Raw genomic sequence first — 18971 nt, forward strand, 5'->3', positions numbered from 1 at the left:
CCGTCATCGCGGGCGGACGGGTGACGAGGCCGGAGCCCGCGAATACCGGCCGTGACGCTCGGTGATGTCGAGAGCACGCAATATCGTGAGCCGTCGTGAGCCCCGGGTCGCCGGAGGAGGGGGGCGCCATGTCGAGGGGGCTGAATTATCGGAGTGCGGTGTGAGCGTTAATCCTGTTTAGGAGGTAATGGGAAGGTAAGTTGGGGCGAGTGGTCACCCCCGCCGTTGTCTCCTCGCCCGCCCGACCCGTAGCCGGTGCGCGACTGGCCTGGCTGGACGCGCTCCGCGGGCTCGCCTCCGTCGCGGTGTTCCTGGAGCACCTGCTGCCCTGGTTCATGCCCGCGCTGCGGCCGTACTGGTTCAACCTCGGCATGTACGGCGTGCTGGTGTTCTTCCTGGTCAGCGGCTACATCATCCCGACATCCCTGGAAGGGCGCGGGGACGTAGGGGCCTTCTGGATCGGCAGGGTGTTCCGGCTCTACCCGATCTACCTGCTGGTCGTGGCGCTCGTCCTGGTCATGGCGTTCTGGCTGCCGGTGCGCGAGCAGGTGCCCCGTGACCTGTCGGCCGTCGCGGGGCACGTCACGATGCTGCTGGACGTTGTCCACGTGGGCGGGGTGGCCGACACGATGTGGACGCTCTCCTACGAGATGGTCTTCTACCTGCTGGTGACCGCGCTGTTCGTGGGCGGCCTGCACCGCAGGAGCGGAGTCTTCGCCGTGGCGTTCGGCGTCGTGGGGATCGGGGCGGGGCTGGTGCTGTCCGCGCCGCCGCTCGGCGGCCCCTGGCCCGCCTACGTGGCGGGGGCGGTCTTCTGCGTGGGCATGGTGTGCCTGGTCACCGGCAGGTTCCGGGCCGCGGCGGCCTACGTCCTGGGCGTGATGGCCGTCGCGCTGACGCTTCTGGCGGGGTTCACGCCGTGGCTGGGGGCGACGATCCTGGCGGTGATGTTCACCGGGACCGCGATCCGCCGATGGGAGCAGGGCGAGGGCGGTCTCGTCCCGGTGGTCGTCGCGACCGCGCTCGTGGCGCTCGCCCCGGTGTGGTCGATCCAGGCGGGCTGGTGGTGGGTCCAGCCCGGCGTGTGGATGACCACGATGGCGCTCGCGGGGGCGACGTTCGCCGGGGCCATGGCCCTGCGCGGACGCCGCCTCCCCCGCTTCCTCGTGTGGCTCGGCCTGATCAGCTACTCGCTCTACCTGCTGCACCACCCGCTGCTGAAGCTCGTGCCCGCCATCGTGGGGGACGTGCGGTTCATGCCGCCGGTGGCGCAGGTGTCGCTGTCGGTGGCCTGTGTCGCCGTGGTGCTGTGCCTGAGCTGGCTGACCTACCGCTACGTCGAGCTACCCATGCAGCGGCTGGGCCGGAGGGTGGCTCAGGGAGCCTCGGCGGGCGACTCGGCCGCGAGGTTCTCGTCCTCGGTGCCCACCGGGTAGATGTCGCCCGGCTGCAGGTCGCCGGCGCCGCGCAGCGAGGAGACCGACACGACGTGGTAGCCCTGCTTCTGCAGCGTGGTGAGCAGCTTGGGCATCACCTTGACGGTCTGCTCGACCCAGTCGTGCATCAGGATGACCCCGTCACGCTTGGCGTTCTTGAGCACCTCGTCGTAGATGGCCTTCTCGTTCCTGGTGGCCCAGTCGCGGGAGCCGCCGTTCCACAGCACGATCGGCATGCCCATCTCCGTCGCGATCGCCTGGACCCTGTCGTCCAGCTCGCCGTACGGCGGCCGCAGCATGGTCGGAGCCTTGCCGGTGGCCTGCTTGGCGATGTCCTGGGTCCGGGTCAGTTCCTCGCGGATCCTGTCATCGCTCAGCTCACGCAGGTGGGCGTGGGTGTAGCTGTGGTTGCCCAGCTCGTGACCCTCGTCCGCCATCCGCTTGGCGAAGGCCGGGCGGGACTTCACGTACTGCCCTTCGAGGAAGAACGTGGCCTTGGACTTGTACTTCTTGAGGGTGTCGAGCAACTTGTCGGCATACCTGCCGGGGCCGTCGTCGAACGTCAGCGCGATGCACTTGACCTTCGTGCAGTCCACTGAGTTGGTCTTGTCCGCTTTCTTGTCGGCACTCCACGCGGCGGTGGGCGCGGACAGCAGGGCCGCAGCGCACGAGGCGGCCAGAAGCAGTCGGGCGGGAGACTTCATGAGGGGAGCTTCCGGGTCGAGTGATTTCAGGAGAAGTTGAATCTTATCGAGGCGATCTGATGCTCTTGGGGGGCATGTGTCACGATGTCCTGTGAAAAGCGAAGATCAATTGCTCCGGTGTGGCCTGAAAGGGGCCGGTGCCGCCGGATGACGCTGCCGGTCAAGAACCGGTATGGAGATCCTCTCTTGGCGCCAGACTGTCAGCATGCGATCACTTTCGGTGGTCATGCTGGAAGGCATGAGGGCCTATTCGTTGAACGACGTTCACGCGACCCGGAAGCGAAAAGACTCCTGGTGGACAGTCTTCCTGGTCGACCCGGTGGCGTGCAGGCTGACGCTTCTCGTCGCCAACCGCACCGACGTCACGCCGAACGGGCTCACCCGTCTTTCGCTGTTCCTCGGACTGGGGTCGGCGACCTGTTTCGCGTTCGGGCAGCTCGTGGCGGGGGCCGCGCTGTTCTACGTGAGCTTCATGGTCGACTGCATGGACGGGAAGATCGCCCGGCTCAAGGCGACGGGAACCCCGTTCGGTCTCTGGCTCGACTACGTGGGCGACCGCGTCCGCGTGGTCTGCTGCGCGACAGGCCTGGCGTTCGGTCAGTACACGGCGACCGGGGACATCTCGTATGTCCTGCTGGGCGCGGGGGTCGCCGTGCTCGACCTGTTCCGCTACGTGAACGCGCCGCAGATGAAGCGCGTCCGCGAGACGGTCAGGGAGAACCGGCCGGAGCGCCCGGCGAAAGAGCGCACCGGCGACTACCGGCCGCCGAGGCCGCGGAGCCTGCGCCGTAGGATCGTCCGCTTCCTGGCCTCCCACCGGGTGCGGAGCCACCTGATCAGCGGGATCGAGTTCCACGCCGCGGTCTTCGTCGTCGGCCCGCTGATCGGAACGGTGGCGCTCGTGCCCATCGCGACCGTGGCGGGGTCGCTGCTCCTGCTGAACGAAATCTTTCTGATCTATCGCATGTGGCTGTTCACCCGGTCCGCGCCCCCGGTGCCGAACCCGGAGAACGCGCAGCACGTACCTGTTTGACCATTTTCTACGGGGGTTCGTTGTCATGCAGTCCGACCGACCGATCTTCGTGATCGGCTGTCCGCGTTCAGGCACCACCATGCTGCAGCTCATGCTGCACTCCCACCCACGCATCGCGGTACCGCCCGAGACACGGTTCGTCGTGCCCGGCTACTACCGCAGGCGCGCCTTCGGCGACCTGCGCGACCAGGGGAACCGGCGCAGACTGGGCCGGTGGATCGTCAGCGACAAGGACACCAAGTTCAAGGAGCTCAGGCTCGACGGGGAGAAGCTGGTCGAGGACATCGTCGCCGGGCCGCCGACCCTGGGCTCGGCGATGGGGATCGCCTTCCGCTCCTACGCCGAGCAGTACAGCAAGTCCCGCTGGGGCGACAAGCGGCCGAGCTACTTCCACCACGTCGACCTGCTGCTGCGGCTCTTCCCCGACGCGCAGTTCGTCCACCTGATCAGGGACGGCCGCGACTGCGTGGCCTCGCTGAAGGAGATGCCCTGGTACACCAAGGACGTCTTCCACGCGGTGACCAACTGGGCCGAGGCGATCGACTACGGCCGCAGGCACGCCAAGTCCCTCCCGGCGGACAGCTACTACGAACTGCGCTACGAGGACCTGACGGCCTACCCGGAGACCGAGCTGAGCAAGCTGTGCGACTTCCTCGGTGAGGACTACGACCCGGCGATGAGCGAGCCGTACCACGTGGGCCGGATGGCGATCCCGCAGCACAAGGTCTGGCACAGCAACACCCACGGCGACGTGACCACCGCCAGGTCCGGTTCCTGGAAGGTCAGGCTGGAGCCGTGGGAGGTCTCGGTCTGCGAGAGCGTGCTGGCGGAGCGGCTGACCGCCAACGGCTACGAGTTGAGCGGCGCCGCCAAGGCCCCCAAGACCCACGTCGAGGCGTGCGCCAGGGCCGCGTCCAAGCGGAGCTGGGCGCGCAGGCGTAAGGAGTTCCGAGACCGTCTCAACCGGTTCCGCGAGCCGAGCCCGCTGGCCGCGCAGCTCACCACCCGGCAGCTGGGCGAGCTGGCGAAGGTCTGAGAACGATGCAGTCGGATCGACCGATCTTCATCGTGGGGTGTCCCCGGTCGGGGACGACGCTGCTGCAGCTCATGCTGCACTCCCACCCACGCATCGCGATTCCCCCGGAGACCCGGTTCATGGTCGCCGCCTACCAGCGGCGGCTGCAGTTCGGCGATCTGAACGATCCGTCGCACAGGCGTGAACTGGCCGAATGGGTGGTCAACCGCCGCCAGTCGCGCTTCCACGAGCTGCGCCTGGACGGAGAGGAAGTGATCAGGCAGATCGTCGCGGGGCCGCCGACGCTCGGCTCGGCGCTGGGCATCGTGCTGCGCTTCTACGCGACCCACCACGGCAAGCCGCGCTGGGGGGACAAGCGGCCCTCCTACTTCCAGAACGTCGACGTGCTGCTGCGGCTCTTCCCCGACGCGCAGTTCGTTCACCTGATCAGGGACGGCCGTGACTGCGTGGCCTCTCTGAAGGAGATGCCCTGGTACAAGGGGAGCGCCTACAGCGCGGTCTCCGCCTGGGCCGAGGCGATCGACTTCGCCAGGCACGGCGCGCCGAAGCTCCCCGAGGGCAGCTACCACGAGCTGCGCTACGAGGACCTGACGACGGAGCCCGAGGCCCATCTGCGCAGGCTGTGCGACTTCGTCGGGGAGGAGTTCGACCCCGCGATGTGCGAGCCGCGGCTGATGGCGGGCGTCGCCGTACCCGAGCACAAGTCCTGGCACGCGCGTACCCACGGCGAGGTGACCACCTCGCGGTCGGGCACGTGGCGCGACAGGCTGGACCCGTGGGAGGTCTCGCTGTGCGAGAGCGTCCTCGGTGACCGGCTGGAGGCCTACGGCTACGAGCTCAGCGGGGCGCCGAAGGCCGAGACCTCCCGGATGGTCGCCTACGAGCGGACCGCGGCCAAACGGAAACTGGCCCGGGTCAAACGGTTCGCCTTCGACCGGCTGGTACGGCTTCGCGAGCCCAACCCGCTGGGCGCCCGGCTGACCTCGGGACAGCTCGTGCTCGCCGGGGTTCCCCTGCCGCGCAACGAGCCGGCCACGGTCACCGGCTGACCCGCCGGGGCGGGGTCAGCGGAGCACCTGCTCGAACAGGGTCTCCCACCGGTCCAGGACCCGGTCCAGCCGGAACGCCTCGACGTGGACGCGAGCGGCGGTGCCCAGCCGCCGCCGCTCCCGCTCCGAGGCCATCAGGCCGGCCAGCGCGGACGCGAGGGCGGGCACGTCGGCCGGGGGCGCCAGCAGTCCGGTCCTTCCGTCGAGGACCAGTGACCGCACCCCGCGGGAGACGTCGAAGGCCACGCACGGCACCCCGTACGACGCGGCCTCGCCCAGCACCAGGGGGAGCCCCTCGTGCTCGCTGGACAGCGCCAGCACCGACCCGGCGAGATACTCGCGCCCCATCTCCGCGGCGGGCACCGCGCCCCGGAACACCACCCGGTCCGCCACCCCGCACGCCCGCGCGTGCGCCCCGAGCCTGCCGAGCTCGGAGCCCTCGCCGATCAGGTGCAGTTCCCAGTCCCCGGCCGGGTGTACGGTGCGGCGGGCCTCGGCGAAGGCCGAGATCAGCCGGTCGAACCGCTTGACCCCCTCCAGCCTGCCGACCCCGAGCACACGGAGGCCCGTCAGCGTGGCGGTCCGTGCCGGCCAGACGGGCAGCGGGTTCGGGATCACCCAGGTGTTGGGGAGCAGCGCGTTCTCGGAGAACAGCCGTGCGTCCTCCTCGCTGAGGAACACCGCCTTCTCCAACTCGCCGTAGTGGCGGCGGACCGAGCCGAGGTGCCAGGACCCGCGCGCGTGCTCGTACGACCCGTGGTACTGACCGATGGGCAGCAGCCGCCGGGGGAGCAGCCCCAGCAGCCGGGACACCACGCCCGGTGAGGTGAGAACCGCGAAACCGGGCCCCAGCTCCCGCAGCAGCCGGCCGAGCCGGCGGCGTTCCCGCAGCCCGTCCGGCCAGGAGAGCCCGCCCACCGGGGTGCGGTGGATCACGTGGTGCCGGTAGCCGGGCCGCTCCACGTAACGGACCGGGGATCCGGCCCGGTGCAGCCCGACCACGTGCACGTCGTATCCCCGTTCGGCCAGGCCTTGAGCCACGGTGTGGGTGACCCGCTGGATTCCGCCGAGCGTGTCGGCGTCCAGACAGGCGAACAGGACGGACCTGCCCTTTCGCCTCCCGATCATCCCCTTCCACCTTCCACTCACCGCGACCGTCCCGCTCCCGCCCCGTTCACCGCGACCGTCCCGTTCCCGCTCCCATTTCCGCTCCCGTTTCCGTTCCCGTTCACCGTGACCATCCCGGCAGCAGTAGCCGGGCCGCCCGCCGCGCGGCGAGTCCGGGCGTCCCGCGCCGCGCCGAAGCCCCGCGGAGCAGCGGGGTTTCGGCGGCGCCGGACCTCGCGGGCCCGAAGAAGGCGTCGACCACCCTCGCGGCAGCGTGCCCTCTCTCGTCCGCGCACCACGTCTCCCGGAAGTCGGCGTATTTCCCGGCGAACGACGCGGCCACGCCGTCGAGGTCGCGCAACGCCCGGATCAGCTCCTCGGTGCGGGTCAGGCAGGGGCCGGGGGCGATCGCGGGCAGGTCGTGGTTGACGCCCCGCTCGACGCGCCGGTACTCGTCCCAGTCGTCGATCAGGAAGAGCATCGGCCTTCCGGTCACCGCGTAGTCGCACATCAGCGACGAGTAGTCGGTCAGCAGCGCGTCCGAGGCCAGCATCAGGTCGTTGACCTCGGGATACGACCCGGCGGGACGGACGAAGTGCCGCAGGTGCTCCGGCACCACGCAGCGTTCGACCGGGTGGGTGCGCAGGATCACCACCCATTCGCCGGCCAGCGCCTCGGCCATCATGGCCAGGTCGGCCCTGACCGACCGCCCGGAGAACTTGGCCCGGTCCCGGTAGGTGGGCGCGTACAGCAGCACCCTGCGGTCCCGGGGGAGCTCCAGCGCGTCGCGTGCCCGCCGTACGGCCTCCTCGTCGCCGTGTACGAGCACGTCGCAGCGGGGCGAGCCGTACCGCAGCACCGGCCCGCCGTACTCGTTGGACGAGACGAAGATCCGCTCGAACTCCGCGCTCGGCATGACGAGCGCGTCCCACCGCGCGACGGCCGCCCGCCAGCGCGCCCGGGGTTCGGCGAAGTCGGCGCGCAGGTCGGGCGCGTCGAAGCCGACGGTCTTGACGCCCTGGCCGTGCCAGGTCTGCAGGTAGCGGGTCCGGGCGGGCTTGGGATAGGCCAGCGGCAGCCCGTGGCTGTCGACCCAGTGACCCGCCCTGGCCATGGTCCACAGGTAGCGCCAGCTCATCCGCCGCACCAGCCGGACGTCGCGGGGGAAGTTCCGCCGGTTTCTCGCGACCGACCAGACCATGTCGAGCGGCGCCCCCCGCCGTCTCAGCTCCTCGTAGACGTAGCGCGGGTTCCCGGTGTATCCGGCGCCCACGTCGGACTCGAAGAGGACCAGGTCCCGGCGGGGCGGGACGACCCTGATCAGCTTCCGGTAGACCCGGAGCTTGAGGCCGGATCTCTCCACCCGCCGGAACAGTCCGGCACGGGCCCTGCCCAGCGTCGGGGCCACCCGGCGGAGCAGGCCCGTGCGCCGCCACCACACCCGCAGGGCCGCCGCCTGCCCCTCGGCTCCGACCGTGACCTCGTGCCAGGGCACGGTGAGCCTGATCGGCTCGGCGGCCGGGTCGACGAGCAGCCGGTCCGAGGTGGTCCGGCCGTCGGGATGGACGATCGAGACCTTCGGGTCGTAGTGGCTGTCATGGCCGGCGCGCCCGTGTCTCACCGCGGCGAGGTCGACGCTCACCTCGCTCAGGTGGCTGCCGTCGTCCAGCGCGCGGGGTGCCAGCTTCATCTGCCGGTCTCCGAACCGGAGGAACGCGCTCCAGCCCGGAGTGGCGGCCAGCACCCCGAACGGATCGTAGGTCCTGATCGTCAGCTTGACCCGTGTCCCCCCGCCTGTTCCCTCATCCGTCCCCCCGCCTGTTTCCTCGCCTGGCACTTCACCTGTCGTTTCGCCTGTTCCCTCGCCTGTCGTGTCGCCGCGCAGGGTCGCCTCGTGGCGCAGCCGCGCCGCGGTGAAGGGCAACTCGGCCATCCGGAGCGAGGTGATCTCCAGCCCCTCCGCCGGGACGGTGCCCCAGTAGGTCCGCCCTCCCTCCCGTACGGCGAAGCGCGGCGCGGCCTTCGGCCCGTTCAACGACCGGGCCGCGACCACGAGGTCCTCGGCCCGGCCGTCGAGGATGAGGTGGCAGCAGACCCGGACCACCGGGTCGGCCCGCTCGAACACCGCCGGATCCAGCTCCGCCAGGTAGGGGCGGACCAGCGAGACGAACTCCTCGACCCACGCCCGGTCACGCGAAGGCAGCGGATCGAGGTAGACCCGCAGGTCCTGCCGGACGAACCGGTGCTGCCGTTCCACCACCAGCCCCGCCAGGCCGTTGTCACGCAGGATGCCGTCGCTCAGCCAGGCGGCCCTGATCCGGTGCCGGGCGTTGTCGATCTCCCTGAGGTTCAGCGAGATCGACGGCCGCGTCCCGTTCTCCTCCGCCGCCCGGTGCCAGAGGTAGACGACCCACGGGACCACGGCGAACCGCCGTGTCGCGCAGTGGAGCTCGGTGGTGAAGACGTGGTCTTCGTAGTGGAGGTCCTCCCTGAACGGTAGCCGCCTGAGCGTCCCGATCCGGTAGAGCTTGTTGGTGCTGAAGGAGTCGAGGAACATCTCGGGTTCCGCGGCGATCCCCTCCACGACCCTGCGCCGGGTGAACAGCTCCGGGTAGTACCGCCGGGTCCTGCCGTTCCACTCGTAGAGCCGGGAGATCTGCCCCGTCACGAAGTCGGCGCCGGTCCGCTCCAGCTCCAGCAGCATGCTCTTGCAGGCGTGCCGGGTCAGCTCGTCGTCACTGTCGAGAAACATGACGTACGGCGCGCGGGCTGCCGCGACCCCGTCGTTCCTGGGGGCTCCGCAACCGCCGCTGTTGACGTCCCGGCGCAGGTAGCGGACCCGGGGATCCTTCCGGCAGAGCTCGCGCGCGACGCGTTCGGTGCCGTCGGTGCCGCCGTCGTCGACGATGATCACTTCGAGGTTCCGCAGCGACTGGCCGAGGACGGACCGCACGGCCCTGGGCAGCCGGGCGGCGTCGTTGTAGGTGATGACGACCACGCTGCAGTCCGGGGCATTGATCACGCTATGTGGTATTCCCGCGACTAAAGGGAATGTCGTCCTACTTATGATCTTATGAAGTTGTTTTTACGGCTTCCCGAGGCGGTGGCTACGCGGTGGCCAGCCGTACGCGCGGAAAACCGCGGAAGGATGCCCGGAGTACGGGCAACAAGAGGTGTCTTGTCCTTCCGGCAAGGGAGTCCCTTGCATGTTCGCTGTTTCCGAGCCCGCCCCGGCCGTCGATTCCGAATGGTTCGGTGTCGTCTTCGACGCGCACTACGAGGAGATCCGCCGCTATATCGGACGGCGCCTCGATCTCGACACCGCCGAGGACCTCGCCGCCGAGACCTTCCTGGTCGCCTTCCGGCGGCGCGACCGGTTCGACGCCGCGCGGGGCGGTGTCCGCCCCTGGCTGTACGGCATCGCCACCAACCTGATCGGCCGCCACCGCAGGGCCGAGTCGCGCCGTTACCGGGCGATGGCCCGGACGGGGCCGCCACCCGACGACGACGGTCATGACCAGCGGGTCGTCGACCGGGTCACGGCGGGGGTGACGGTGGCCGGGCTCTCGAGGGCGCTGGCCGGTCTGTCACAGGGAGAACGGGACGTGGTGCTGCTCGTCGCCTACGGCGGGCTCACCTACGACGAGGTCGCCGAGGCGCTCGGGGTCGCCAACGGGACCGTGGCCTCCCGGCTCAGCCGGGCCAGGGCCAAGCTGCACAGGTCACTGGGAACGGAGGTCCGATGAACGAGTTCAGGCTCATCGACGCGGTGATGCCGGATGTTCCACCCCCCGGCCCCGGCGAGGTCGCCGACGTCAGGCGCCGGATACTGGACGGCCGGCGTCACCGGCGGGCTCCCCTCGGGGTGCTCTCCTCCGGGTGGGGCCGGGGGCTGGTGATCGCGGCCGCCACGGTCGCGGTGATCGGTGTGGCCGTGGTCGTTCCCCACACGGGGGGAGGAACGATCACGACGGTGACGCGTACCGACGCGGAGGTGCTCGACGCCGCCGCCGACCGGCTGGCCCAGCGGCGGGAGAGCGAGGGGCGCTACTGGCGCAGGGAGATGGAACAGGTGTACCGGCAGCGGCTCGGCTCGGAAAGCAGTGGCTATTTCATCGAGAACCGGACCAGGGACGTCCTGTGGGAGGGAGAGGGCCTGCGAAGGGTCACCGAGGTCCGCGACCTCGGGACCCGGCCCCTGACCGACACGGACGCGGAGCGCTGGCGGGAGGTGGGCTCGCCCAGGCTCTGCCGGGCCGACACCGACTGCGCCAACGACATGCCTCCTTCGGGCAAGACCCTGTACAGCCCCGACGCACCCGGGGTTTTCGAGCAGGCGCCCATGAAGCTGGGGGTGAAGGAGATTCGCGAACTGCCGCGAGACACCGAGGAACTGAAGACGAGGTTGCTGTCGTACTGGCCTGCGGTGCAGGCGGAGATGCAGGAGAGGGCGGAGCGCACCTGGGACCAGGAACGGCTTCCCAGCCGGGACAACTGGCTGTGGGGGGTCGGGCAACGGCTTCTCCTGGACGCCCCGACCACTCCGGGCACCCGGGCGGCGCTGTACCGCATGCTCGCCGGGCTGCCGGGTGCCCGCGTCGTCGACGGGATCCGGGACGCCGAGGGCAGGACGGGGGTGGCCGTCCTGTGGGCGGAGAAGGGGAGCGCGGAGTCACAGCTCGTCATCGACCGGGCCACCGGCGAACTGCTGGCGGTCCAGAACGTGCTGCCGACCTTCGTGCCCGGCGCGCCGGAGATCCCCCGGGGGATCGCGTACCACTCCATGCTGGTCAAGAAGGCGGGCTGGACCTCCGACGAACCCGCGGTGCCCAAGGGGTGCGCCCCCCAGACCATCGAGAAGTGCCTGCGCTGAGGTGTGTCCCCTGCAGCGGGACCGGGCCGTGATCTCTCCCTCCGTGTGACGGAGCGTCCGCCGTCCTGTCATGGCCATCCCGTCACGGTCGTCCCGCGACGGTCGTCCCGTCACGAAGACCCATCATGGTCGTTCCGTCATGGAGAAGGGCGTGCCCCGGAGCGGGTCGGCGGCGAGGCGCCGGTCAGCGGCGGGTGGTCGCTCTCCGGCGGCGCAGGGCCCGGCTGATCAGCCAGCCCGCCAGGACGGCCCCGGCCAGGGCGCCCGCCAGCGGGGCCGCACGTCTGAGCAGGGGGATTCCGGCGATCTCCAGGAGGTCGAGGGCTTCCTCGTCGGGAGTTCGGGAGGTCCGCGAGGTGCCCGTGGGGTGGAGGTCGTGTCTGCGGGCGTTCTCGGAGGTGGGGGTCTCGCGGACCGGGGGGACGGCGCTGAGGCGACGGCGCGGCACCGCCCGCCGGAACCGGCTCTCCGCGGGGACCGGCTCGGCCGTCCCCCCGGCCGGGCCCTCCCCGGAGGCCGTACCGGCCGGGGCCGAGGACTCCGCCGAGGACTCCACCGAGGCCGATGCCTCCACGGGGCGCGGGGTCTCCTCCGGGCTCGGGGCCTCCGCCTGAGCCGGGACCTCCGCGTGAGTCGGGGCCTCCGCCTGAGCCGGGGGCTTCGCCGGGCTCTCCGAGGGGGGCGCGGAGGTCTCCGCACCGCTCGCGCCCGGCTCGGCCGTCTCCGGAGAGGGAACCGGCGCGGTGGGGGGCGCTTCCCGGCCGCCTTCCAGCAGGGCGGACAGGTTCGCCGCGAACCTGTCGATCAGTTTGGCGCCGACCTCGTTCATCACGCCCCTGCCGAACTGGGCGGGGCGGCCGGTCACGGTGAAGGAGGTCTCGACGGTCACCCGGGTGCCGGAGTCGCCGGGGCCCTCAGCGCCTCCCTCGGTGCCTCCCTCACTGCCTCCCTCGGTGTCCTTGGGACGCAGCCGCGCCACCACCGTGGCCGAGGCCGTGCCCGGGCCGCGTGACTCCTTGCCGGACGCCCTGAGGGTCAGCGTCCGGGCCTGCTCGTCCACGTCGTCGAAGGTGGCCTCGCCCCGGTAGGTGAGCGTGATCGGTCCGACCTTCACCTTCATCCGCCCGGTCAGCCTGTCGCCCTCGGTCGTCTCAAGAGCCGCCCCGGGCAGGCAGGGAGCGACCCGCTCGGCGTCGAGCAGCGCCGACCACGCCTGCTCGACCGGTACCGGAACCGTGAACTCGTGCTCGAATCGCATCGCCATCGTTGCGCTCCTTGTCGATCCACCACCCGCGCGGCGTCACCACTGCGCGCGGTGGCACTACCAGTCTGCCTGTCCTACCGCCGGATACGCGAGCTTTCCGGACAATCCAGACACTTCACCCTCGTGTCCTGCCGGGGGAACCGTTCCGGGCCGATACGGAGACCCGGCCGGGACGGACCCGGCCGGGTCTTCGGGGAACACGGCTCAGCCGCTCGCCGCCCTGACCGCCCGGTAGGTCAGCACCCTGGCCAGATGGCGGCGGTAGCCGGGGCCGCCGTGCAGGTCGGTCGGGGGTGCGGACTCCTCGTCGGCCTGCTCGCAGGCCTGTCTGAGCGGGTCCGGGGCGCCGTTCGAACCGGAGGGTGCGGGGTTCACGCCGCGCAGGGCGGTCTCGGCCGCCCGTGCCCGCACCGGCGTCGGCCCCATGTTGGTCAGCGCGATCCGCGCCTCCTCGATGGCCCCCTCGCCCAGCCGTACGGCCGCCGCCACGCCCACCGTCGCCCAGGACTGCGCGGTCCGGTGGAATTTCTCGTAGTGGAAGCCCCAGCCGGGGCCGAGCTTGGGCACCCGGACGCCGACCAGCACCTCGCCGGGCTGGAGTGCCGACTCCAGGTAGTCGACGAAGAACTCGGCGGCCGGGATCTCCCGCTCGCCCTCCCGCGACCTGACGACGAACACGCAGTCCAGCGCCAGGGCGACGGCGGGCAGGTCTCCGGCGGGGTCGGCGTGGGCCAGGGACCCGCCGAACGTGCCGCGGTGCCGTACGGCGGGGTCGGCCACGGTGGCGGTGGCCAGCGCGACCAGCGGGATCAGCTCCCTGACCACGCCGGAGCGCATCACCTCGTCATGCGTGGTGAGCGCGCCGACGAACACGTGGTCGCCCCTGTCCTCCACGCCGCGCAGCTCGGGCAGCCGCCCGACGTCCACCAGCGCGGCCGGGTAGGCGAGCCGCAGGCGCAGCAGCGGCAGCAGCGACTGGCCTCCGGCCAGCACCTTGACGTCGTCGCCCGCGGAATCGGCCTCGCCGAGCACACGGCAGGCCTCGTCGAGGGAGGAGGGCCGGATGTAGTCGAACGGCGCGGGGATCATCGGACACCTTCCTCGGAGCCGGAGCCGGAGCCGGAAGCGGGGGCGGAACCGGAGCCGGACGCGGAGCCGGGGGCGGACGCGGCCCCGCCCGGCTCGGGGGAGCCCGGGGAGCCGGGAGGTCGCGCCTCGGCGATCGTCCGCCAGACCCGTTCCGGCGTGCACGGCATCCGCACGTCGTGCACGCCGTACGGGCGCAGCGCGTCCACGATCGCGTTGACGACGGCCGGGGTCGAGGCGATCGTGCCCGCCTCGCCGACGCCCTTGACCCCCAGCGGGTTGCTGGTCGCGGGAGTCTCGGTCCGGTCGGTGACGAACTCCGGCAGGTCGGCGGCGGACGGGATCAGATAGTCCGACATCGTCGTGGTGAGCAGGTTGCCCTCCGCGTCGTGCACCGCTTCCTCGAACAGCGCCTGCCCGATGCCCTGCGCGATGCCGCCGTGCACCTGGCCCTCGACGATCAGCGGGTTCACCACCGAGCCCACGTCGTCGACGGCGACGTAGGACCGGATCCTGGTCTCGCCGGTCTCGGTGTCGACCTCGACCGCGCACAGGTGGGTGCCGTGCGGGAAGGAGAAGTTGTCGGGGTCGAAGGTCGACTCGGCGTCGAGCCGGGGCTCGAAGCCGTCGGGCAGGTCGTGCGCGGCGAAGGCGGCCAGCGCGAGCTCCTGGATGGTCCTTCCCTCCGCGGTCCCGCGCACCTTGAACGAGCCGTCGCTGAACTCGATGTCGTCGGCCGAGGCCTCCAGCATGTGGGCGGCGAGCTCCTTCGCCCTGTCCTTGACCTTCTCGCAGGCGGCCAGTACGGCGACGCCGCCCACGACCAGCGAGCGGGAGCCGTAGGTGTCCATGCCCTTGTGCGAGATCGCGGTGTCGCCGTGCAGTACCGAGACGTCCTCGAACGGCACGCCCAGCGCGTCGGCCGTGATCTGGCTCCAGGACGTCTCGTGCCCCTGGCCGTGCGGGCTCGTCCCGGTGACCACCTCGACCTTGCCGGTCGGCAGCATCCGGACCGTGGCGTGCTCCCAGCCGCCCGCGCCGTAGCTGAGCGAGCCCAGCACGCGCGAGGGCGCCAGCCCGCACATCTCGGTGTAGGTCGACACGCCGATGCCGAGCTGGACCGGGTCGTGCCGGGCCCGCCGCTCCGCCTGCTCGGCCCTGAGCGCGTCGTAGTCGAACAGCGCGAGCGCCCGCTCCGTCGCCGCCTCGTAGTTGCCCGAGTCGTAGGTCAGGCCGCAGATCGTGGTGTAGGGGAACTCGTCATGGGCGATCCAGTTGCGGCGCCGTACCTCGACGGGGTCCAGGTCCAGCTCGTGCGCGAGCGCGTCGACGGCCCGCTCGATGGCGAACGTGGCCTCGGGACGCCCCGCGCCCCGGTAGGCGTCGGTCGGCATCTTGGTCGTGAAGACGCCAGTGCAGGTGAAGTCGTAGGCGTCCATCTTGTAGATGCCGCTGTACATGAACGCCCCCAGCAGCGGAATGCCCGGCGTGACCAGCATCAGGTAGGCGCCCATGTCGGCCAGCAGGTCCACCTGGACGCCCCTGATGCGCCCGTCCCGCTCGGCCGCGACGCGGATCCGCTGGAGCTGGTCGCGGCCGTGGTGCACGGTCAGGTTGCCCTCGGAGCGGGACTCGGTCCACTTCACCGGCCTGCCGAGCCGTCTGGTCAGCAGGAGCGCGAGCACCTCCTCCGCGGTGACCTGGAGCTTGGAGCCGAAGCCGCCGCCCACGTCGGGGGCGATCACCCGCAGCCGGTGCTCGGGGATGCCGGTGGTCATGGCCAGCATCACGCGCAGCACGTGCGGGATCTGGGTCGAGGAGTACAGGGTGAAGGTCTCGCCGTCGGTGGTGGCCACGACCGCCCTGGGCTCCATCGCGGTCGGGATCAGCCGCTGCTGGACGTACTCGCGCTCGATCACCACGGGCGCGTCGTGGAAGGCCGCGTCGATGTCGCCCCCGGCGAACTTCCAGGTGAAGGCCCGGTTGCCCGCCCCGTGGACCTTCGGGGCGCCCTCGGCGAGCGCCTCGGTCATGTCGACCACCGCCTCCAGCGGCTCGTAGTCGACCTCGATCGCCTCCAGGGCGTCGGCGGCGGCGTATCGGTCGGTCGCGACCACGCAGGCGACCGCCTCGCCGACGTAGCGGACCTCGTCCACCGCCATGGGAGGGTGGTCGGGGATGACGATGTCCTCGGTGACCGGCCAGGCGCACGGCAGGCTGCCCTGCTCGCCGGCCAGGTCCCGGCCGCTGTAGGCGGCGACCACGCCGGGCTGGGTCCTCGCGGCCGAGACGTCGGCCCGCGTGATCCGGGCATGCGCCATCGGGCTGCGCAGGAACGCCACGTACAGCATGCCCGGGAGCTGGATGTTGTCGGTCCAGGTGGTCCGCCCCGTGACCAGCCGGGCGTCCTCCTTGCGCGTACGGGCCCTGCCGACCTCGTGACCGTCGGACGGGCGGCCGAGCCTGCCGCTCTCGGCGATCCGCTCGGCGACCAGGCCCGCGTCGAGTTGCTCGGTCATGACGTCGCCGCCTCCTGGCGCGCCTGCCGGCGTGCCATCTCCTGGGCGCCGCGCCGTACGGCCCTGACGATGTTGGAGTATCCCGTGCATCGGCACAGGTTGCCCTCAAGGCCCTGGCGGACGGCCTCCTCGGACGGGTCCGGATCGTCCTTCAGCAGGTCGAGCGCGGCCATGATCATGCCGGGGGTGCAGTATCCGCACTGCAGGGCGTGCTCGGCGTGGAAGGCCTCCTGCATGGGGTGCCACTGCTGCCCGTCGGCCAGGCCCTCGATCGTGACGACCTCGCTTCCGTCCGCCTGTACGGCGAGCACCGAGCAGCTCTTGGCGCTCCTGCCGTCGAGCGTCACGGTGCAGGCGCCGCAGTTGCCGGTGTCGCAGCCGATCGGGGTGCCGGTCTTGCCGAGGCGATCTCGCAGCAGGTGAACGAGGAGGAGACGTGGCTCGACCTCCTGTTCGTAGGTGACTCCGTCCACACTGACGGTGATTCGAGGCATACGTCCTCCCGGTGCACCTGTGACGGCTCGGAAAGGAGCCGACAGAAGTGAACGTACGCCCCTGTCGTGCCCGGTCAAGGCCCCCCTCAAGCCCGTTCCCGCCCCCCGTGCGCGGGCCGTTCCCGGCGTTCGCGCAGGTGGGACGGAGGGCGGAACGACCCTCAGGCCAGCGGGAGGTCCCCGGCCGGATCATCCGGGGTGCGGGGGCCCAGGATGCGGCGGTCGGCCTCGTCGATCCGGACGTCGTTGATGCTCGCCTCGCGCCGCCGCATCAGCCCGTCGTCGGCGAACTCCCACAGCTCGTTGCCGTAGCTGCGCCACCACTGGCCGTCCGCGTCGTGGCACTCGTACTGGAACCGTACGGCGATGCGGTTCCCGCCGAACGTCCACAGGTTCTTGCGGAGCGCGTACCGCAGTTCCCTGGCCCACTTGCGGGTGAGGAACTCCCTGATCTCGTCTCGCCCGACGACGAACTCGTCCCGGTTGCGCCAGACCGAGTCGGGTGTGTAGGCGAGGGAGACCCGCTCGGGATCACGGGTGTTCCAGGCGTCCTCGGCGGCCCGCACCTTGGCTCTGGCCGTCTCCTCGGTGAAGTTCATGATTCCTCCAGGTGTGTCGTCCGGACAGGGTGGCTCCGCGCGGTCTCCGCGACGGCGCCGGCCGGCCCGGTGACCCCGGTGACAGGGACCGGCCGGCCGTCTTCCGCCCACCCGGGTCAGGTGATCCGCACGGATGCCGTGACCGGTGGGTTGAAGGGGGAATACCCGTCGAACGTCCAGCGGAGCGGGCTCGCCCGCCGGACGTGGACGACCCGGTCCACCTCGAACTCCACGAGACGCTGCGCGCCCGGGACGTCGCCCGGATCCCAGTCGACCCGTGCCCGCCCCGACAGGTGCAGCGCGTCGCCGTTCTCCCAGTCGAGGAAGAGCAGGCCGCAGGCGTCGTCCAGCTCCAGGTTCCCGAGCGTCATGAACATGAGGTTGCCGCCGTAGTCCGGCCAGACCAGCCGCCGCTCGTCGACCACCCGCACGAACCCGGGATCGCCGCCCCGGTGCGACACGTCGGCGCCGAGGCCGGGGGCGTGGGTGGCGACGAAGAAGGTGTCGGCGCCCCCGATCCACGCCCGCTGCGCGCCGGTGAGCGCCTCGGTGACCGAGACGTCCCCGGGCGGGCCCCCGTCCTCCCCGGTCTCCCCGGTCTCCCCGGAGAGCTCTCGGGCCTGGATGTACTTCGGGCAGTTGGCGTACGTCTGCTCGGTGCGCACGACCAGCCGCCCGTCCTCCTCGTGGACCGTGCCGTTGACCCGCATCCTGCGCCTGGTCCCGGGCTCGATCGCCAGCATCCCGATCTCTCCCCCGTCCAGCCCGGCCAGCGGGTCGTGCTCGCCGGGCACCGCCGCGACCACCAGCGTCCGCTCGTCCACGGCCTCGGCGAACCCCTCACTCCCCGTCAGCACGGTCGCCCACAGCCGCCCGTCCCGGTCCTCGGCCCCGATCACCAGCATCCGCTGCCGCCGCAGGAACTCGGCGGCGACCGCCGGGATCTCCGGTCTGGTCCTCGCGGAGCCCAGCTCCTTCCCACGCACCCCGGCGCGCCGCTGCACCGCGAGCTCTCCCGGATGTCTCATGGCCGTTCCCCCCCGTTGTCTCCGGCCGTTTCAGAAGAAGCCGCAGGTGGGGGCGTCCGCGGCCGGGGCGGGACGCTCGTCGGCGCCGCTGGGCGCGTAGATCTCCAGCCGGATCCCGTCCGGGTCCTCGAAGAACAGGCCTCCCGACGAGGCGCCCTCGCGGTGCGGCACGATGCCGTCGTGGTGGAGGACGGCCCCGATCCCGCGGATCACGGTCTCGGCCCTGCGGACCGTCTCGATGTCCGGCACCTTGAAGGACAGGTGGTGCAGACCGGGCAGCCCCGTGGCGAAGCGGCCCTCGCTCTGCTGCCAGAGGGTCAGCAGGAGCTCGCCGTCGAGGCCGAGGAAGGCGTGGCGGCGGTCCGCCCGGTGGGACTCGCCGAGGACCTCGAAGCCGAAGACCTTCACGTAGAAGTCCCTGGACCTGTCGAGGTCGGAGACGTTGAGGCCGACATGGCCGGTCTGGAAGGACATCGCCGTTCTCCTCTCACAACTTCTAACGGTTAATTCCGTTAGAAGGCATGTAGCAAATATAACGGCATTCGATGATTTTTCACGTTATAGAAATGTGACGTGAATCACACTTGTCTGATGGTGTCGTGAAGGGCGGCATCCAGGTCGCGGGGGTCGCGGGGGTCGCGGGGGTCGCGGGGGTCGCGGGGGTCGCGGGGGTCGCGGGGGTCGCAGGGGTCACGGAACGGTGCGGCGGCCGGTCGCGGGCGCGGCTCGCCGTGGCGGGGGCG

The 18971-nt window shown here is 71.0% G+C and carries 16 protein-coding genes; 6 read left to right on the forward strand and 10 right to left on the reverse strand.

Annotated elements, in window-relative coordinates:
- The first annotated feature begins 209 nt into the window (after positions 1–209).
- Positions 210–1436 carry an acyltransferase gene (locus tag AB0N02_RS03710; RefSeq protein ID WP_363942250.1) on the forward strand — a complete coding sequence of 409 codons (1227 nt, stop codon included), beginning with the start codon at positions 210–212 and terminating at the stop codon, positions 1434–1436.
- Here the strand turns inward: AB0N02_RS03710 and AB0N02_RS03715 are convergent.
- On the reverse strand, positions 1376–2140 hold the full coding sequence (locus AB0N02_RS03715) for a polysaccharide deacetylase family protein (RefSeq protein WP_363942252.1): 765 nt from the start codon (positions 2138–2140) through the stop codon (positions 1376–1378). The two genes, AB0N02_RS03710 and AB0N02_RS03715, sit on opposite strands and share 61 nt — an antisense overlap.
- A 205-nt stretch (positions 2141–2345) precedes the next feature.
- On the opposite strand from AB0N02_RS03715, the gene AB0N02_RS03720 reads away from it, so the two are divergent.
- The 3 genes from AB0N02_RS03720 to AB0N02_RS03730 are packed head-to-tail and all read left to right on the forward strand — an operon-like array spanning position 2346 to position 5258.
- Positions 2346–3173 carry a CDP-alcohol phosphatidyltransferase family protein gene (locus AB0N02_RS03720; RefSeq protein ID WP_363942254.1) on the forward strand — a complete coding sequence of 276 codons (828 nt, stop codon included), beginning with the start codon at positions 2346–2348 and terminating at the stop codon, positions 3171–3173.
- 25 nt (positions 3174–3198) lie between these two features.
- The gene (locus AB0N02_RS03725; protein ID WP_363942256.1) at positions 3199–4209 is read left to right on the forward strand and encodes a sulfotransferase; all 1011 of its coding nucleotides are present in this window, start codon (positions 3199–3201) and stop codon (positions 4207–4209) included.
- 5 nt (positions 4210–4214) lie between these two features.
- Positions 4215–5258, forward strand: coding sequence for a sulfotransferase (locus tag AB0N02_RS03730; protein WP_363942258.1), 1044 nt, complete (start codon positions 4215–4217; stop codon positions 5256–5258).
- 15 nt (positions 5259–5273) lie between these two features.
- Here the strand turns inward: AB0N02_RS03730 and AB0N02_RS03735 are convergent, their stop codons facing one another.
- Together AB0N02_RS03735 and AB0N02_RS03740 are read right to left on the reverse strand one after the other, a co-directional pair.
- Positions 5274–6386, reverse strand: a complete 1113-nt coding sequence (locus tag AB0N02_RS03735) for a glycosyltransferase (RefSeq protein WP_363942260.1) — start codon at positions 6384–6386, stop codon at positions 5274–5276.
- A gap of 100 nt (positions 6387–6486) precedes the next feature.
- The gene (locus tag AB0N02_RS03740; protein ID WP_363942262.1) at positions 6487–9387 is read right to left on the reverse strand and encodes a CDP-glycerol glycerophosphotransferase family protein; all 2901 of its coding nucleotides are present in this window, start codon (positions 9385–9387) and stop codon (positions 6487–6489) included.
- Positions 9388–9571: 184 nt separating this feature from the next.
- On the opposite strand from AB0N02_RS03740, the gene AB0N02_RS03745 reads away from it, so the two are divergent.
- Both AB0N02_RS03745 and AB0N02_RS03750 read left to right on the forward strand, forming a co-directional pair.
- Positions 9572–10111: an RNA polymerase sigma factor gene (locus AB0N02_RS03745; RefSeq protein WP_363942265.1), complete on the forward strand. Its 540-nt coding sequence runs from the start codon at positions 9572–9574 to the stop codon at positions 10109–10111.
- Positions 10108–11238 carry a CU044_5270 family protein gene (locus AB0N02_RS03750; RefSeq protein WP_363942266.1) on the forward strand — a complete coding sequence of 377 codons (1131 nt, stop codon included), beginning with the start codon at positions 10108–10110 and terminating at the stop codon, positions 11236–11238. The genes AB0N02_RS03745 and AB0N02_RS03750 overlap by 4 nt, the downstream gene beginning before the upstream one ends.
- Positions 11239–11422: 184 nt before the next feature.
- On the opposite strand, the gene AB0N02_RS03755 is transcribed toward AB0N02_RS03750, so the two are convergent.
- The 7 genes from AB0N02_RS03755 to AB0N02_RS03785 all read right to left on the reverse strand — a co-directional run bounded on the left by AB0N02_RS03755 (position 11423) and on the right by AB0N02_RS03785 (position 18702).
- Positions 11423–12502 (reverse strand): SRPBCC domain-containing protein, encoded by a 1080-nt coding sequence (locus AB0N02_RS03755; protein WP_363942268.1) that lies wholly within the window; start codon positions 12500–12502, stop codon positions 11423–11425.
- 204 nt (positions 12503–12706) lie between these two features.
- Positions 12707–13591 (reverse strand): xanthine dehydrogenase family protein subunit M, encoded by an 885-nt coding sequence (locus AB0N02_RS03760; RefSeq protein ID WP_363942270.1) that lies wholly within the window; start codon positions 13589–13591, stop codon positions 12707–12709.
- Entirely contained in the window at positions 13588–16107 is a 2520-nt protein-coding gene (locus AB0N02_RS03765) for a xanthine dehydrogenase family protein molybdopterin-binding subunit (RefSeq protein ID WP_363942272.1), read from the reverse strand. The genes AB0N02_RS03760 and AB0N02_RS03765 overlap by 4 nt, the downstream gene beginning before the upstream one ends.
- On the reverse strand, positions 16104–16601 hold the full coding sequence (locus tag AB0N02_RS03770; protein WP_363942273.1) for a (2Fe-2S)-binding protein: 498 nt from the start codon (positions 16599–16601) through the stop codon (positions 16104–16106). The genes AB0N02_RS03765 and AB0N02_RS03770 overlap by 4 nt, the downstream gene beginning before the upstream one ends.
- Before the next feature lie 161 nt (positions 16602–16762).
- The gene (locus AB0N02_RS03775; protein WP_363942275.1) at positions 16763–17200 is read right to left on the reverse strand and encodes a nuclear transport factor 2 family protein; all 438 of its coding nucleotides are present in this window, start codon (positions 17198–17200) and stop codon (positions 16763–16765) included.
- A gap of 116 nt (positions 17201–17316) precedes the next feature.
- Positions 17317–18228 carry a pyridoxamine 5'-phosphate oxidase family protein gene (locus AB0N02_RS03780; RefSeq protein ID WP_363942278.1) on the reverse strand — a complete coding sequence of 304 codons (912 nt, stop codon included), beginning with the start codon at positions 18226–18228 and terminating at the stop codon, positions 17317–17319.
- 30 nt (positions 18229–18258) lie between these two features.
- The gene (locus AB0N02_RS03785; protein WP_363942281.1) at positions 18259–18702 is read right to left on the reverse strand and encodes a VOC family protein; all 444 of its coding nucleotides are present in this window, start codon (positions 18700–18702) and stop codon (positions 18259–18261) included.
- Between the last annotated feature and the right edge of the window lie 269 nt (positions 18703–18971).

This window comes from Streptosporangium sp. NPDC051022, from assembly GCF_040683035.1.
Lineage (GTDB): Bacteria > Actinomycetota > Actinomycetes > Streptosporangiales > Streptosporangiaceae > Streptosporangium.